At 67.9% G+C, this 14888-nt stretch carries 13 protein-coding genes; 8 read left to right on the top strand and 5 right to left on the bottom strand.

Going from position 1 to position 14888, the window contains the following annotated elements:
• Positions 1-13: 13 nt before the first annotated feature.
• Both DWF00_RS02245 and DWF00_RS02240 read right to left on the bottom strand, forming a co-directional pair.
• Complete coding sequence (locus tag DWF00_RS02245) at positions 14-1075, bottom strand: ABC transporter substrate-binding protein (RefSeq protein WP_114830755.1); 1062 nt, start codon at positions 1073-1075, stop codon at positions 14-16.
• On the bottom strand, positions 1072-2010 hold the full coding sequence (locus tag DWF00_RS02240; protein ID WP_147283739.1) for an FCD domain-containing protein: 939 nt from the start codon (positions 2008-2010) through the stop codon (positions 1072-1074). The genes DWF00_RS02245 and DWF00_RS02240 overlap by 4 nt, the downstream gene beginning before the upstream one ends.
• Between DWF00_RS02240 and DWF00_RS02235 the strand changes: the two genes are divergently transcribed.
• From DWF00_RS02235 to DWF00_RS02210, 6 genes are read left to right on the top strand one after another with little or no spacing between them, the layout of a single operon-like run.
• Entirely contained in the window at positions 1989-2417 is a 429-nt protein-coding gene (locus tag DWF00_RS02235) for a carboxymuconolactone decarboxylase family protein (protein ID WP_147283738.1), read from the top strand. The genes DWF00_RS02240 and DWF00_RS02235 overlap by 22 nt on opposite strands.
• Entirely contained in the window at positions 2414-4174 is a 1761-nt protein-coding gene (locus DWF00_RS02230) for an ABC transporter permease (protein WP_114830752.1), read from the top strand. The genes DWF00_RS02235 and DWF00_RS02230 overlap by 4 nt, the downstream gene beginning before the upstream one ends.
• Positions 4171-5205: an ABC transporter substrate-binding protein gene (locus tag DWF00_RS02225; protein WP_114830751.1), complete on the top strand. Its 1035-nt coding sequence runs from the start codon at positions 4171-4173 to the stop codon at positions 5203-5205. Before DWF00_RS02230 ends, DWF00_RS02225 begins: the two co-directional genes overlap by 4 nt.
• A gap of 6 nt (positions 5206-5211) precedes the next feature.
• Positions 5212-6369, top strand: coding sequence for an ABC transporter ATP-binding protein (locus DWF00_RS02220; protein ID WP_114830750.1), 1158 nt, complete (start codon positions 5212-5214; stop codon positions 6367-6369).
• Positions 6366-7592, top strand: a complete 1227-nt coding sequence (locus DWF00_RS02215) for an acyl-CoA dehydrogenase family protein (RefSeq protein ID WP_114830749.1) — start codon at positions 6366-6368, stop codon at positions 7590-7592. Before DWF00_RS02220 ends, DWF00_RS02215 begins: the two co-directional genes overlap by 4 nt.
• A 23-nt stretch (positions 7593-7615) precedes the next feature.
• Complete coding sequence (locus DWF00_RS02210; protein ID WP_114830748.1) at positions 7616-8773, top strand: LLM class flavin-dependent oxidoreductase; 1158 nt, start codon at positions 7616-7618, stop codon at positions 8771-8773.
• A 167-nt stretch (positions 8774-8940) separates the two neighbouring features.
• Here the strand turns inward: DWF00_RS02210 and DWF00_RS02205 are convergent, their stop codons facing one another.
• From DWF00_RS02205 to DWF00_RS02195, 3 genes are all read right to left on the bottom strand, one after another.
• Positions 8941-10257: an LLM class flavin-dependent oxidoreductase gene (locus DWF00_RS02205; protein ID WP_114830747.1), complete on the bottom strand. Its 1317-nt coding sequence runs from the start codon at positions 10255-10257 to the stop codon at positions 8941-8943.
• Positions 10258-10275: 18 nt separating this feature from the next.
• Positions 10276-11262: an LLM class flavin-dependent oxidoreductase gene (locus DWF00_RS02200; protein ID WP_114830746.1), complete on the bottom strand. Its 987-nt coding sequence runs from the start codon at positions 11260-11262 to the stop codon at positions 10276-10278.
• Between the two features lie 143 nt (positions 11263-11405).
• Positions 11406-12041 (bottom strand): GNAT family N-acetyltransferase, encoded by a 636-nt coding sequence (locus DWF00_RS02195; protein ID WP_425453043.1) that lies wholly within the window; start codon positions 12039-12041, stop codon positions 11406-11408.
• Between the two features lie 102 nt (positions 12042-12143).
• Between DWF00_RS02195 and DWF00_RS02190 the strand changes: the two genes are divergently transcribed.
• Complete coding sequence (locus DWF00_RS02190; protein ID WP_114830745.1) at positions 12144-13163, top strand: LLM class flavin-dependent oxidoreductase; 1020 nt, start codon at positions 12144-12146, stop codon at positions 13161-13163.
• A 36-nt stretch (positions 13164-13199) separates the two neighbouring features.
• Positions 13200-14831 (top strand): ABC transporter substrate-binding protein, encoded by a 1632-nt coding sequence (locus tag DWF00_RS02185; protein ID WP_114830744.1) that lies wholly within the window; start codon positions 13200-13202, stop codon positions 14829-14831.
• Positions 14832-14888: the final 57 nt, after the last annotated feature.

Raw genomic sequence — 14888 nt, 5'->3', positions numbered from 1 at the left:
GTCGCCTCTCCCGCTAGCGCCGGATCAGCCGGTTCCAGAGATCGAGCGTCTCGTTCTGGCGCGCGACATAGCTCGCCCAGTCCGGGGCATGAATCTTGGCAAGCTGGTCCTGGGTCCAGGGGAACTTGCGGCTGTGATCCGGGTCGGCCGCGAGAATGGGCTCGAGCAGCTTGTTGGTCGGGCCATAGGGCACGTCGTAGGACAGGCCGAGCTGCGCCAGGGGCGACAGGGCCGCATCGACGAAGAGCTGCGCCTCGCGCGGGTACTTCGTGCCGCCGACGACGTCGATGGTCGTGGGATTGCCGACGCTGCCTTCCTTCGGCACGACGAACTTCAGCGGCAGGCCCTTGTCGATCAGCGCCCAGGCGCGGCCATTGGGCATGTTGGCCGCCCAGAGCTCGCCGGTCGGCAGCAGCGCCTCCACCTGCACGGTCGAGCTGTAGTAGGAATGCACCTTGAGCTCGGCGATCTTGCGGATGCCCTTCTCGAGGTCCGTCTCGTTGCCGCCGACCACGCGATTGATCTGGATGAGGAAGCCGGGGCCGTTGGCCTGCGCGATGTCGGGGATCGAGATCTTGCCGGCGAGCTTCGGATTCCACAGGTCGAGCCAGGAGGTCGGCTCGGGAATGCCCGCCTCCTTGAACTTCTCGGCGTTGTAGACGATGCCGCGGTCGACCAGCAGGAACTGCGGTCCGTAGCCCTCCTTGTGCCGAACCCCGTCGACGAGTTCCGAGAGATGGGGAACGAGCTCCGGGTCGAGCTTGAGAAGGAGGCCGTTGGCGATCGCGCTGTCCTGCGTCGCCTTGTCGGTGATCGCGACGTCATAGGGGGGCGTGCGCCCCTTCGATGCGATGATCTTGGCGAGGTGGTCGGGATTGTTGCCGTCGATGAACTGGACCTTGATCCCGGTCTTGCGGGTGAAGCGGTCCGCGACGTTCCTGCGAACCGCTTCCGTGAAGGGCCCGCCCGCGCTGGCGACGCGCAGGGTCACGTCGCTCTGCTGTTGCGCGCTCGCCGGGCCGAGCGCCCCAAGGGTGAGCAGGGCCGCAATCGCGGCACCGAAAACGCGTCTCATGATTGGCCTCCATGTTGGTTGAGGGAAGGGATCGCCTGGGTCGACGCGGCGGGCGCGGCCGCCGGATCGAGATCGCGCAGAGCTTCGACGGCAAGCCTGCCGGTGTCGCGCAGATGGCGCTCGATCAGCGCCAGCGCCTGGCCGGTGTTCCGGCTCAGCGCGCTCTCCGTGAGATTGCGGTGCTCGCTCGACTTCTCGCGCAGATGGGTGGGCGAGAGCGTGGACAGCATCCGGTAGCGGTTGGCCCGGTCGAAGAGCCTGGCGCGTATCTCGCGCAGCAGCGGCGAACCGCAGGCGGCGGTCAGCGCGTCGTGAAAATCGCGATGCGCGACGGCCCACTCAGGCGGCAGCCCGCTATCCGTGGCGTTGAGCTCCGTCGCCGCGAGGCGATGGAAGGCCGCCACGAGTTGCGCCTCCCATTCGATGCCGCCCTCGCCGATCGATTGCCGCAGCGCCTCCTTCTCGATGAGGACGCGCGTGTTCGTCGTGTCGATCAGATCGGCGAGCGAGATCGCGGCGACGCGGCATCCCCGCCGCGGCTCGATCTCCACGAGCCCCTCGGAAGCGAGCTGGACCAGCGCCTCGCGCAGCGGGCCGACATTCACGCGATAGCGGTCCTTGAGCTCCTGGAAGCGCAGGCGCTGACGCGGCCGAAGCGCGCAGATCAGGATGTCGTGGCGAAGCCTCCTGAGAACGTCGAGCGCCAGAGTGGTCTCACCGCGACGGCCGTGAGCAACGCCGGATATCTCTGCAAGCTCCTGGTACAAAATCATTTTCGTCGATTTTCCCCGATCCCGCCGAAGCGGCTTCGAAGCGAAAATCGCGGAAAGTTTCGAAAAAAGCAATTGTAATCTATAAATGAAATAGACAATATCGACTTCGACCGCCTGCCCAAGTTGTGAAGGACATCCCCGTGCCCGACGACGCCTCCGCACCAATCGCTACGCCGAGCGATCTGACCGACATCTACCGCCTGCTCCTGGGGCACGTGCCGGAGCACATCGAACGGCGCTGGGCGACGGAAGCGCGCCTCGGACGCGAGAACACCGGCAAGGCGATCGAGCTCCTGCGCCGCCAGTGCATCGCGGAGAACCCTCTCGGCCTGAAGGTCCAGCAGATCGTCCAGTTCGGTCAGCTTCTGGCGCTGCTGCGCGAGCCCGAGGCGACGCGCCACGCGATCGCGGCCCTGCGGGCGGGAGCAAGCTTCAGCGACCTTGCCGGCGCCGCCGAAAGCGGCCTGATCGTCGCGGGGATGCAGGCCTATAGTCTCGGCTTGCGGATCATCGACAAGCTCGCCGCCGAAGCCGACGCAGCGAGCGAAGCGGGCCGGCCGGCAGCATGAGCGCGGCGGCGGTCCCTGCGAGGGCGACAGGCGCAGCGGGCCTCGTTTGGGGTCCGCGGCTGACCTCGCTCGCCTTGCAGGGGCTGCTCGGCCTCCTGGTCATCTACCCGATCGGCATGCTCGTCGTCGGCGCATTCACGCCGGGCGACACACCCTCGAACGGCCCGGGCTCGCTCGGCCTCGACAGCTTCCGCATCCTGCTGACGGATTTCGAGATCGGCCGGGCGACCGCAAACACGCTCGTCATCGCCGGAGCGGCGAGCGTGCTCGCGACAGTCATCGGCGTCGCCTTCGCCTGGGTGGTGACGCGCACCGACGCACCGTGGCGGCGCGGCATCGAAATCGCGAGCCTGCTGCCGATCTTCGTTCCACCGCTTGTCGCCGGCATCGCCTGGTCGTTCCTGGGATCGCCGACCACCGGGATGATCAACCTCGCGCTCAAGGCGGCTGGCGCAGAGTGGCGGGTCGACTTCTACAGCCTGCCGGGCATGATCTTCGTCTTTGGCATCTACAACGCGCCCTACGTCTATCTCTTCGTCCGACCGGCCTTCGCGGGGCTCGATTCCGCGATGGAGGAGGCCGCCCTGATGGCGGGCGCAAACGCGCGCACCGCCTTCACGACCATTACCCTGCCGCTTCTCGCCCCGTCGATCATGGCCGGCGCGCTGCTTGCCTTCGTGGTGATGCTGGGAACCTACGGCATCCCCGGCGCGCTCGGCACGCCGGGCAGGATCCCGGTCCTCTCGACCACGCTCTACCGCCTCGTCTCCGGGACCCCGCCCCAATACAATGTCGCCGCCGCGCTCGCGCTCATCCTGATGGCAGCGACCGGCCTCGTCATCCTGGCGAAGCGCCAAGTCATGCGCGGCCGCAGCTACGTGACCATCACGGCCAAGGCGCGCCCGGCGCGCCGCATCGCGCTGGGGGCCCTGCGCTGGCCCGTCTTCGCTACCGCGATGCTCTACCTGCTCGTCGCGACCGTGCTGCCGACGCTGATGCTCGCCATCGCCAGCCTGCGGCGCTTCCTGTTCTTCAAGGACATCGCGAGCCTGTTCGATCTCAGCCAGTACACGCTCGACCATTTCCACGCGCTCTGGGCCGCTCCGGCCACCCTGCGCAGCATCGTCAACGCGATCGAGCTCGGCGCGATCAGCGCGGTCGTGGGCGGCGTGCTCGCCTTCGTCTTCGCCTATGCGGTCCACCGCTCGCGGCTGCCCGGGCGCGCCATCACGGAAATCCTGGTCAGCCTGCCCGTGGCGGTGCCCAGCCTGGTCATCGGCGTCGCCTATCTCTGGGCGATGATGGGCCTGCCCATCAACCTCTACGGCACGATCACCATCATGGCCGTGGCCCTGGTCGCCCGCTTCCTGCCGGACGCCATGCAGGCGCTATCCACCTCCCTGCTCCAGATTCACCGCGACCTGGAGGAGGCATCCTGGGTCTGCGGCCGCAGCGTGCTCGGCACGGTCGCGGCGATCGTCGTGCCGCTAGCGCGGCCCGGCATCGCGGCCGCCGCCATGCTGCTCTTCATCCTCGCGCTGCGCGAACTGGGCTCGACGCTGTTCCTGTTCACGAACCGCACGCAGCCGCTGTCGATCTACCTGCTCACCTATTTCGAGGCCGGCAACATCAGCGCCACCGCGGCCCTCTGCATCGTCCAGATCGCCCTGCTCGCGGCCGTGCTCGGCATCGCCGGCGCTCTCACCCGCCGCCCCACGGCGCGGACACGTCCCTTGCCCGAAGGAGTTTCCACATGACGACCCCCAGCCGCCGCGACGCCCTGCTCGGGCTCGCCGGCGCCCTGACGTTGCCGCTGGTTCATGTGTCGGCCGCCGCGGCAGCCGAACCCTATGCCACGCCGGCCCTCATCGAGGCCGCGCGCAAGGAGGGCAAGCTGACGCTCTACACCACGAACTGGGTCGAGAACGAGCAGGAGCTCATCAAGGCCTTCAACGCCAAGTACCCCGATATCGTGGTCGACGTGATCCGCGCCACCGGCGGGCAGATGTTCACCCGCGTGCAGGCGGAGGGAGCGACCGGGCGGCTCGAGGCCGATGTCGTCGATCTCGACGGACGTGTCTCGGCGACCGGTCTCGCCGACCTGTTTGCGGATTACGCCCCGCCGAACGCCGCCGACTATGCGCCGAGCGATGTGGTTGCCGGCAAGTTCTGGCCGCGTTCGGTCTATGGCTGGGCCATCGGCTACAACTCCGCCCTGCTGAACAATCCGCCGAACAGCTGGAAGGCGCTTGCCGAGGGTCCCTACAAGGACGTCTCGGGCCATGTCCAGGTCACGGCCGGCGCTTCGGGTTGGGTGCTGGCCCTGTTCCAGCGCAAGGAGGTCGGTGAGGACTTCTGGGCGAAGCTCGCCGCCAACAAGCCGAAGATCTATGCGAGCAGTCCGCAGCTTTCGAGCGCCCTCGTGCGCGGCGAGATCCAGATCGCACCCGTGCTGACGAACGGGCTCATCCCCAACGGCCGCAAGGGGGCGCCGGTCGCCGCCGTGCTGCCGAGCGAGGGCGTGCCGGTGCTGGTCGCCGCCGCGGGAATTTCCAGGACGGCGCCTCACCCGAACGCTGCGCGCCTGTTCCTGAACTGGGCGCTATCCGCCGAGGGGCAGGCGCTGTGGGTCGAGACGCAAGGCGGCTTCTCGGTCCGCAAGGGCGCGCCGCTGCCGGCCGGCGTCGCGCCCGGGGCGATCAAGCTCTGGCAGCCGGACGACGCCGAATCCGACGCTCTTCGGCCCAAGGGCCTCGACGAGTGGGCAAAGCTGTTCGGAGCGAAATAGCTCGTCATGGGTGCCGCGCTTCGGATCGAAGGGCTCTCCAAGGCGTTCGCGCCCGGGCGGCCCGCCATCGACGACCTGTCCCTCACGGTGGAGGATGGCGAGATCGCCGTCCTGCTCGGCCCCTCCGGCTGCGGCAAGACCAGCACGCTGCGCTGCGTCGCCGGATTGGAGCAGCCGGACGCCGGACGCATCGCGATCGGCGGCAACGAGGTGGTTTCCGCCTCCGGCGGCGTCTTCGTGCCGCCGCAGCGGCGCGAGCTCGGCATGGTCTTCCAGTCCTATGCGATCTGGCCGCATCTCGACGTGCGCGAGAACGTCGCCTACCCGCTGCGCCGGCGCGGCGTCTCGCGGCGGGAGCGCGCGGAGCGCGTCGATGCGGTCCTCGATCTCGTCGGCCTGCGCAACTTCGCCGACCGCTCGGTCGCCACGCTGAGCGGCGGCCAGGCGCAGCGCGTCGCGCTCGCCCGCAGCCTCGTCTACGAGCCGCGCCTGCTGCTGCTCGACGAGCCCCTCTCCAATCTCGACGTGGCGCTGCGGCTTCGCCTGCGCGACGAACTGCGCCGCATCATCAAGCGTACCGGGCTTACGGCGCTGTTCGTGACGCATGACCAGTCCGAGGCGATCGCGCTCGCCGACCGCATCGCCGTGATGCGCGACGGCAGGCTGCTCCAATTCGCGACGCCGACCGAACTCTACAACCGGCCGGTCGATGGCTTCGTCGCCGAGTTCACCGGCGCCGGCAACCTGCTGCCCGCGACCCTGCTGACGGCGGAGGAGCGCAAGGGCGTCGCCCTGATCGCCGGAAAGCGCCTGCCCGTCGAGCTCGCGCGCCCTGCGCGCTCCGGCACGGCGGTCACCATCGTCATCCGTCCGGAGAACCTGAGGCTGAGGCCGGCCGGCACGGAGCGGCTCGATCGCGCGGCGCTGCCGGGGCGCATCCTGAGCCGCCGGTACCAGGGCGCGCAGACCTCCTACAGCGTCGAGATCGACGGCCTTGTGCTCGAAGCCGTGGAGGCGGGCTCGCTTCCCCGCTTCGTGGAAGGCGACGCAGTCGAGGTGCTGCTTCCACGCGAACCCGCCTGGGCGCTGCCATCCGCCGCCTCCATCGGCGTGCCGCCCGGCATAGCTCCCCAGCTCGAACTCCAGACCTCGGACGCGGCATGACACGGCCACTGCGCAAGACGGAACCGGCGCCTGACGCCTTCGCCATTCCCCTGCAGGCGCGGACCCCGGATGACTGGCTCGCCATCACGCGCCTGCTGGCGGCCGACTTCGCGAGCCATGCGGCAGAGCGGGAGCGCAGCAAGGCCTCGCCGCTGCCGCAACTCGACCAGATCAGGGCGTCCGGCCTCTCCGTGCTCATGATCCCCAAGGAGAATGGCGGCGGCGGCGCCGACTGGCCGCTTGCGACCCGCATCATCCACGATCTGGCCGCGGCCGACGGATCGCTCGGCGTGCTCTTCGCCTATCACAGCTTCAACAGCGTGCACCTGCGGCGCCTCTCCCCGGAACGGCGGAGCGCAGCAGAGCGCGAGGTCGCGGCCAAGCGGCTTTGGCTCTCGGGCATCGCCAATCCACGCGACGGCGAGATCTCGATCGCGCCGGTCGAGGGCGGCTTTCTCCTGAACGGGCGCAAGAGCTTCTGCACCGGCGCCCTCTTCGCCGACCGCCTCTCGGTCAGCGGCCGGCGCACCGACACCGGCGACATCGTCCGCGTGCTGCTGCCCACGGATCGCACCGGGATCGCCTATGGCAACGACTGGGACAGCCTCGGCCTGCAGCGGACCGAGAGCGGCAGCTTCACCCTGAGCGATGTGCGGATCGCAGCCGACGAGATCTCGGCCGTTCGCCCCAACGACGAGACCGACCACGCGGCCAGCATCCATGTGCCGGTCAACCAATCGGCCTTCACCGCCTTCTACCTGGGCTTCGCGCGTGGCGCGGTCGATGCCGCGCGCGACTATGTCCAGCAGCACGGCAGACCTTGGGATGGCGCTGCCCGCTCCCAGACGGAGGAGCCGCTGATCCTCGTCCAGTTCGGGCAGGCCTGGAGCGCCTACCGGGCGGCACTGGCGCTGGCCGAGCGCGCCGCCGAGAGCGTCCAGGAGCTGATCGCGGCCGGGCCGCGCTTCACGGCCCGGCAGCGCGGCGACACGGCAATCGAGGTCGCGGCGGCGAAGACGCAGGCGATCAAGGTGAGCCTCGAGGTCACGGCCGCGATCTTCGACATCATGGGCGCCCGCGCGACCGGAAACCGCTGGGCCTTCGACCGCTTCTGGCGCGACGCGCGCACGCACTCGCTGCACGATCCTCTCGCCTACAAGCTCAAGGAGGTCGGCGATTTCGTCCTGAACGGCCGGCATCCGCCGGTCGGCCCCTACACCTGAACCCTCGGCAAGGATCGACGCCGATGAACGCCCCCTTCAAGCCCGCGGCCTCCCCGGCCGGCTTCGCCGAAAGCCCGCTGGCCCAGGCGCTGCGCCAGCCGCTCATGCTCGGCCTGTTCCTGCCGATCCAGAAAGGTGGCTGGTCGCCCTCGGCCCTGCCGCGAACCACCTCCTGGGAGTTCGACTACAATCTCGACCTGACGCGAACGGCGGAGGCGCTGGGCTTCGACCTCGTCTTCGGCCTCTCCCAGTGGATGCCGAAGGGCTATTACGGCAGCGCGCTGGAATACCGCGAGGACAGCCTCGACCCCTTCATCACCGTCGCGGCGATGAGCCGCGCCACCGAGCGGATCATCCTGATCTCGACGATCCATGTCCTCTACGGCCCCTGGCATCCGCTCCACCTCGCCAAGTTCGGCGCGACGCTCGATCACATCAGCGGCGGACGCTGGGGCGTCAACATCGTCACGGGCTTCGAGCCGGGCGAGGCGCAGATGTTCGGCAAGCCGCAGATCCCGCATGACAGCCGTTACGAGATGGCCGACGAGTTCACGTGCTTCATGGAGGAGCTCTGGGCGGCGCAGGACAACCTCACAAGCGAGGGGCGCCACTGGAAGCTGGACAATGCCTTCGTCTCGCCGAAGTCGCGCTTTGCGCGGCCGATCCTCGTCAACGCGGCGGGCTCCGAGGCCGGCCTCTCCTTCGCCGCCCGCCATTCGGACATCGTCTTCATCACGAGCCCGGCCGGCGCCGACATCGACAAGGCACTCGTGGCGCTGCCCGACTACATCGCCGGCATCAAGCGTCGCGGACGCGCGCTCGGCCGCGATCTCAAGGTGCTGATCAACCCGATGATCGTCTGCAAGGCGACCGACGCCGAAGCGCAGCAGTACTATGATGACATCGCCGGCGCCGCCGACGAGGCGGCCCTCGACGCCATCATGCGCCGCTACGGCAGCGCCGATACGAAGACATGGGGGGCTCATGATCGCGCCCGGCGCGCCGTCGGCGGCAACGTGCAGATCATCGGCAGCCCGGAGACCGTGGCCAACCGCCTGGCAGACCTCAAGGCCGCCGGTTGCGACGGCGTCCAGATCGCCTTCTTCGACTTCGCGCCGGATCTCGCCTATTTCGGCGAAACGGTCCTGCCGGCCCTCAAGACGATGGGATTGCGCCTCTGAGAATTGCGGCGGCCGACGGGAGCCTTGAGGCTACTTCTCAGAAAGAACGAATCCGTACTTGAGCCGGCTCTAGACGGGACCCCGTTTCTCCAGCTCGGCGAGCAGGCATCCAATGCCTGCCCGAAGACGGTGATCGAGAGTCCCGACGCAGAGCCGGTCGCAGGGCGCTACGACGCGATACGCCCTACCAGTTCGTCGTGCCGCTCCCGATCGGGCAGCAAGGCGGGAGGCAGCCCGAGATTCCCGCGCAGGGTGTCGCCGCTATAGTCACGGCGGAACACCTTGCGCTCCTGAAGGATCGGGATGACCTTCTCGACGAACTCGTCGAAGCCGCCCGGGGTGAGATGCGGCGCGAAGACGAAGCCGTCGGCCGCGTCCTCCTGCACATGGCGGTCGATTTCGCTGGCGATGCTTTCCGGCGTGCCGACGAATTGCTGTCGGGCGGTGACCCGGATGATCAGCTCGCGAATGCTGAGCCCCTCGCGCTCGGCCAGCTCCCGCCAGGCCCGCGCCGTTTCCAGGCGATTATCGAAGCGGTTCGCGCGGCCCTGGGCCAGCTGCGCGGATATGTCGGGCTCCGCCACCGGCAAGGGACCGTCCGGATCGTGATCGGAGAGGTCGCGGTTCCAGACCTGCTCCAGGAATACGATGGCGTTCTTCGGGCTGACCTGCTGAAGGCGGATGGCTTTCAGCTTTTCCTGCGCCTCCTCCTGCGTATCCCCCAGGATGAAGGCCGCGCCCGGCAGTATCTTGAGCGCGTCCCTGCTGCGGCCGTATTTCGCCAGCCGGTTCTTGACGTCGGCATAGAAGGCCTGGCCGGCCTCCAGCGTCCCATGACGGGAATAGATCAGGTCGGCATGACCAGCCGCCAACTCCCTGCCCTCTTCCGAGTCGCCCGCCTGGGCGATGATCGGGGCCCCCTGAGGCAATGGCGCGAGGCCGGAGCGCCCGGCAATGTCGAAATGCCTGGAGTGACTGGAGAAATCGCCGCCTGCCCAGATTGTCCGGGCCGCCTCGATGAACTCCCGCGCCCGCTCGTAGCGTTCCCCAAACGGCAGGTGATCGCCGCGCCGGAAATTCGCGCCGGTGAAGGCTCCCGGCGAGGTGACGACGTTCCAGCCCGCCCGGCCGCCGGACAGAATGTCCAGCGTCGCCAGTTGCCGGGCCAGAGGATACGGTTCGTTGAAGGTCGTCGTCAGCGTGCCGATCAAGCCGACATGGCTGGTGATGGACGACAGCGCCGTCAGGATCGCCAGGGTGTTGGGACGCCCGGCCACGTCGAGTTCGTGGAAGCGGCCCTTCTGCTCGCGGACCCGCAGCCCTTCAGCCAGGAAGATGAAGTCGAACTTGCCGCGCTCCACCGTTTCCGAGAAGTGGCGGAAGGAGGCGAAATCGATCTGGCTGCCCGCAGCGGGATCGCGCCAGACGGTGAAATTGTTGACGCCCGGGAACTGCGCGCCGAGGATGATCTGCTTCTTGGACATGGATCGATCTTCCCTGGCTCAGGCCGCAGCCGTGTAGCGATTGGCCGCGACCGGCAAGTTGAAGCGCTGGCGCAATGTCCCGCCCGAAGGCCGGCGGACAAAGCCGGCATCACGCAAGCCTGGCAGGACCTCGCTGAGAAGCTGGCCGAGTTGCACTGAAGGATCGGACAGAACGATGCGGATGCCGCCGGCGCCGAGTTCCGTTGCCTGCTTGGCTGCCACCACCAGTCCAGCGATCGACGGACCTTCCGGGCCGAGGTCGAGGTCCGCGATGAAGATCGGCCCGGCTCCCTCAGCGCCACGGCGCGAGTCGCGGATCACATCTCCGATTTCGCCTTGGCCGGCAGGCAGGAAGACGATATCCGCCTCGCGGATCAAGGACGGATCATCCCCTTCCGCCCAGGCGATGGCGACCGGAGGCTGGCCCTGGGGCGGTCGCGGCGTGATCGATGGACCGAGCACCCGGAAATCCGCTCCCTCGAAATCGATGTAGTGCAGCTTCGAACCGTCGAGGAAACGCTGGCTTTTCGGGTCGCGGATCACCGCGTCATCCTCCCAGCTATCCCATAAGCGGCTGATGACCTCGATCGCGGCCTGCGCATCCCGGTCTTGCGCTTGCCGATCATCAGCCGGAAAGCCGTTGAGAGCACCGAGTGCCCGCCTGCCCTCGGCCGCCCGCGCCTCGCGCAGCCGCTGCGCCAGCAGGCCCGCCCGACCCTCGCTGACGTAGTCCAGCGTGGCGATCGCCGTCGAGACGTGAAAGGGCTCGAGGAGATTCACCGGCGCGCCTGCGATGATGCCGATGTCTCGGCTTCGCGGCGCGAGCCAGTTGGCGAGAAGCACGGCATCGGGCCCATCCGCGCCGGCTCGGGCAAAGCCATCCTCCAGCGTCACGAAATCAACCGCGCCGTCGAGGCGGCCGATCAGCCCGCTCCAGAAGCCGCCCCAGCTGGATCTGTCGCTATCCGCATGCGCGGCGGCATCGAGCGCGACGCCGAGCAGCAAGCCGTTTGGGTCATGTTCTACCTGTCAGCTTTGAATTCAGGGATAGCGGCGGCTGGCCGTACGCCGCCGCACATGTTTCCGCGGGGATCGCGCGCGGAGCCGCGGTTGCGGCGCAACGATTCCCCTCGGCTGATCGTCCAGGGCTAGGCCGCCGCCGTAATGCCGAAGCTGGCGAGGCGGGCGAGGATCTTCGCCTCCTGCTGCGCCTTGAGCGCGGCCACGCGGGCAGTGGCCTCTTCGAAGGAGCCGGTGGGCGGGTAGACCGTCGACGTGCCCGGCTGCCCCGCCTTTGCACCGATATGCTTCTCGAATGGCAGAGAGCGGTAGAGCGTGAGATCCACCGCGGTGTCGAAAAGCGGACGGTATCCGAGCAGAAGATAGAGCGCGGAGGCCTCCGGCTGACGAAAGCCGGTGGTCAGATAGGCGCGCGTGTAGCCGAGCTCTGCCGCGCTCTCCTCGAGTTCCAGCACGATGCGCTTGGCCAGGCCTTGGCGGCGCAGGTCCGGCCGGGTCCAGATGCGCTTGAGCTCGGCCGTCTCGGCGTCGTGGCTCATGAAGGCGCCGCCGGCGATGGTCTCGCCATCGCGCTGGAGCAGGAGGAAATCCCCCAGCGGCGGCGAAAACGCCTCGCTCGGATAGCGCAGGATTTCCGAGCGCGCCCCGCCGGGCCGGCTCGCAGCGCCATAGCGCCCATCATATTCGCTGACGAGTCCCTCCAGGAGCGGCTGCGCCGCCGCATCCAGAAGGGACGACCGGATAATGAGATCGGTCACTGACATGCCTCCATGAACTTCGCCACGACCTCGGGAGATCGTCGCTTGATCATATAGACTATAAAATATATGGATTAAAAGCCACATCTCGCCGGTCGAGGAGACTGGATGCCTTACGCCCTGAGTTTTCTCGACAAGAGCCCCCTCCACGACGGCGACAGCGCCACGGAGGCGCTGCAACGCACGCTCGCCCTGGCCAGAAGGGCGGAGGAACTCGGCTTCTCCCGTTTTTGGGTGGCGGAGCATCACAATGCGCCGAAGCTGGCGAGCTCCTCGCCGGAGGTGCTGATCAGCTTCCTGCTCGCACGCACCAACCGCATCAGGATCGGCTCCGGCGGAGTGATGCTCCAGCACTACAGCGCCTACAAGGTGGCCGAGAACTTCAACCTGCTCGCCGCCCTCGCGCCCGGCCGCGTCGACCTCGGCATCGGCAAGGCCCCGGGCGGCATGCCGCTTTCGACCAACGCTCTCCAGGGCGCCTACGATCCGGCCAGAAAGCCCTCATTCGAGACGCAATTGACCGAGCTGGACGGCTTCCTGCGCCATGAGGCAAGCCGCGAGGGCGGGCAGGACTGGGACGATGCCGGCGGGCATCTCGCCGCCTATCCCGCACCAGTGACGGCGGCCGAGCGCTTCCTGCTGGGAGCAAGCCCGGACAGCGCGCGGCTCGCGGCGCGGCTGGGCTGGAACTTCGTCTATCCCGGCCATATCCACGGCGACGCCACGGCCATTGCGGAGGCGATCTCGACCTACCGCGACGCGGGCGGCCGCTCGGCCCTGCTGGCGGTGAGCATCGTCACGGCCGAGACCGAAGCCGAGGCCAACCGCCTGGCCGGCGATAGCCGCCGCTTCCGGGTGGAGGTCGAGAATGCCCAGAGCGTGAATGTCGGCAGCCGGGAGCAGGCGCTGGAATATGTCCGGCAGGTCGGCGCGAGCCGCTACCGGATCGAGGAGCGCACCGCGCTCGTCATCCGCGGAACGCCCGCGCGCGTTCACGCCGAGCTGGACCGGCTGCACCGGACGTTCGGCATCGACGAATTCATCGTCGACTGCCCGGAGACGGAGGGCAGCCAGCGGCTGAAGACCATAGAGCTTCTGGCCGCAGCGCATGTCTCTCTCGCGGCCTGAGAGAATTCCAGTTCAAAGCCGATCGGGGACTGCAACGTGGTAACGAGACGAACCTTCCTGGGCGGGCTGGGCGCCGTGACGCTGCCCATCATTGCCGGAGCGCGGCCCGGCACAGCCGAGGCGGCGGACGCGCCCGTCAAGGGCGGTTCCCTGACCTGGGGCGTCGAGACCGAGCCGAACACGCTCAATCCGCACCTGAACGGCCAGGCGAAGGCCAAGCTCATCCTGCGCAACGCCTATGAATCCCTGCTGGCGCGCACGCCGGATGGCGGCTACGCGCCCTGGCTGGCAAAGGGCTACGCGGTCTCCGAGGACGGCCGGACCTACACCTTCAGGCTGCGCGACGACGTGACCTTCAGCGACGGCGCCAAGCTCGATGCGGCTGCCGTGGCGCTGAACTTCACCAAGCTGAAGGAGCCGACCTATTCGGGCAGCATCAGCGCAGGCCATGTCTCGTATATCTCGGAGGCCGTCGCAGCCGATCCCCATACGCTCGTCCTGAAGCTCGACCGGGTCTACGCCCCCTTCCTGGACGGGATCTCCGGCCTCGAGATCCTCTCGCCGAAATCCTTCGCCTCGCCGCAGCTCAAGGCGGGCGGGCCGGAGCTGTCCGGCACCGGCCCCTTCATTCTCGAACGCTATGTCAAAGGCCAGGAGATCCGCTTCGTCAGGAATCCAGCCTATAACTGGGCTCCGGCCAATGCCGGGCATCAGGGACCGGCCCATCTCGATCGCCTGACCTATCGCTTCCTGCCGGAATCCGCCGTGCGCACCGGCGCGCTCACCTCGGGACAAGTCGACGTCATCGAGGGCATTTCCGGAAACGACGCCGGGCTCTTCAAGGACAGCCCGGACTTCGCCTATCAGAACGCGCTCAACACCGGCACGCCCTACACGCTCTATTTCAACGTCACCCGCGGCCCGACGGCCGATGTGAAGGTGCGCAAGGCCATCCTGGCGGCGATCGATGTCGAGCGCATCATCCAATCCGTCTATCGCGGCGAGCGGCAGCGCGCCTGGGGCATCCTCACTCCGGCCGACACGGATTTCTACGACAAAAGCATCGAGCGCAGCTACGGCTTCGATCCGAAGCTGGCCAACGCCCTGCTCGACGAGGCCGGCTGGACCGCGCGCGACGCCGGCGGCTTCCGCACCAAGGACGGCAAGCGCCTGACCATCGAGGTCGTGCAATCCCAGGCCACGGTGCGCGACCAGCGCGACATCCTGCTGCAGGCGGTGCAAGCGCAGGCGCGCCAGAACGCCGGCATCGAGCTCGCCCTGCAATATGTCGATGCCGGAACCTACGCCAATCGGCAGAATGACGGCCAGTACGGCATCATCCCGAACTCGACCACCACGCAGGAAAACGGGCTGACGATCTATTTCCACTACTTGCCGCGCAGCAAGGGCGGCTCGATCAACTACAGCCGCACCGAGGCGCCGGAAGTCTCCGCCTGGCTCGATGAGGCGGCCTCGACGCTCGATGCGAAGAAGCGCTTCGAGATCTACGCGAAGCTGCAGCGCTTCGCCTTGCTGGAGCAGGCTTACGGCTTGCCGCTCTATGTGCCCGACGACCAGATCGCTGCCTCCACGCGGATCAAGGGCGTCGGCTTCCGCCCGTTCAAGCGCCTGCCCGAGAGCGCCTACGACATCTGGCTGAAACCTTGATCCTGAGCCGCGCCGCCGCGGGTTCGGTCGTGGCCGGCGAATGATTGCAGGAAACGA

It is taken from the genome of Allobosea caraganae, assembly GCF_003351345.1.
In the GTDB taxonomy this organism is placed as follows: Bacteria; Pseudomonadota; Alphaproteobacteria; order Rhizobiales; family Beijerinckiaceae; genus Allobosea; species Allobosea caraganae.
This window is presented reverse-complemented; position numbering and strand designations above follow the sequence as displayed.

Excerpts from the sequence above, each read along its gene's own strand:
- DWF00_RS02245 (WP_114830755.1), bottom strand. The coding sequence starts at position 1,075 with ATGAGACGCGTTTTCGGTGCCGCGATTGCGGCCCTGCTCACCCTTGGG.
- DWF00_RS02230 (WP_114830752.1), top strand. The coding sequence starts at position 2,414 with ATGAGCGCGGCGGCGGTCCCTGCGAGGGCGACAGGCGCAGCGGGCCTC.
- DWF00_RS02225 (WP_114830751.1), top strand. The coding sequence starts at position 4,171 with ATGACGACCCCCAGCCGCCGCGACGCCCTGCTCGGGCTCGCCGGCGCC.
- DWF00_RS02220 (WP_114830750.1), top strand. The coding sequence starts at position 5,212 with ATGGGTGCCGCGCTTCGGATCGAAGGGCTCTCCAAGGCGTTCGCGCCC.
- DWF00_RS02215 (WP_114830749.1), top strand. The coding sequence starts at position 6,366 with ATGACACGGCCACTGCGCAAGACGGAACCGGCGCCTGACGCCTTCGCC.
- DWF00_RS02210 (WP_114830748.1), top strand. The coding sequence starts at position 7,616 with ATGAACGCCCCCTTCAAGCCCGCGGCCTCCCCGGCCGGCTTCGCCGAA.
- DWF00_RS02205 (WP_114830747.1), bottom strand. The coding sequence starts at position 10,257 with ATGTCCAAGAAGCAGATCATCCTCGGCGCGCAGTTCCCGGGCGTCAAC.
- DWF00_RS02195 (WP_425453043.1), bottom strand. The coding sequence starts at position 12,041 with ATGTCAGTGACCGATCTCATTATCCGGTCGTCCCTTCTGGATGCGGCG.
- DWF00_RS02190 (WP_114830745.1), top strand. The coding sequence starts at position 12,144 with ATGCCTTACGCCCTGAGTTTTCTCGACAAGAGCCCCCTCCACGACGGC.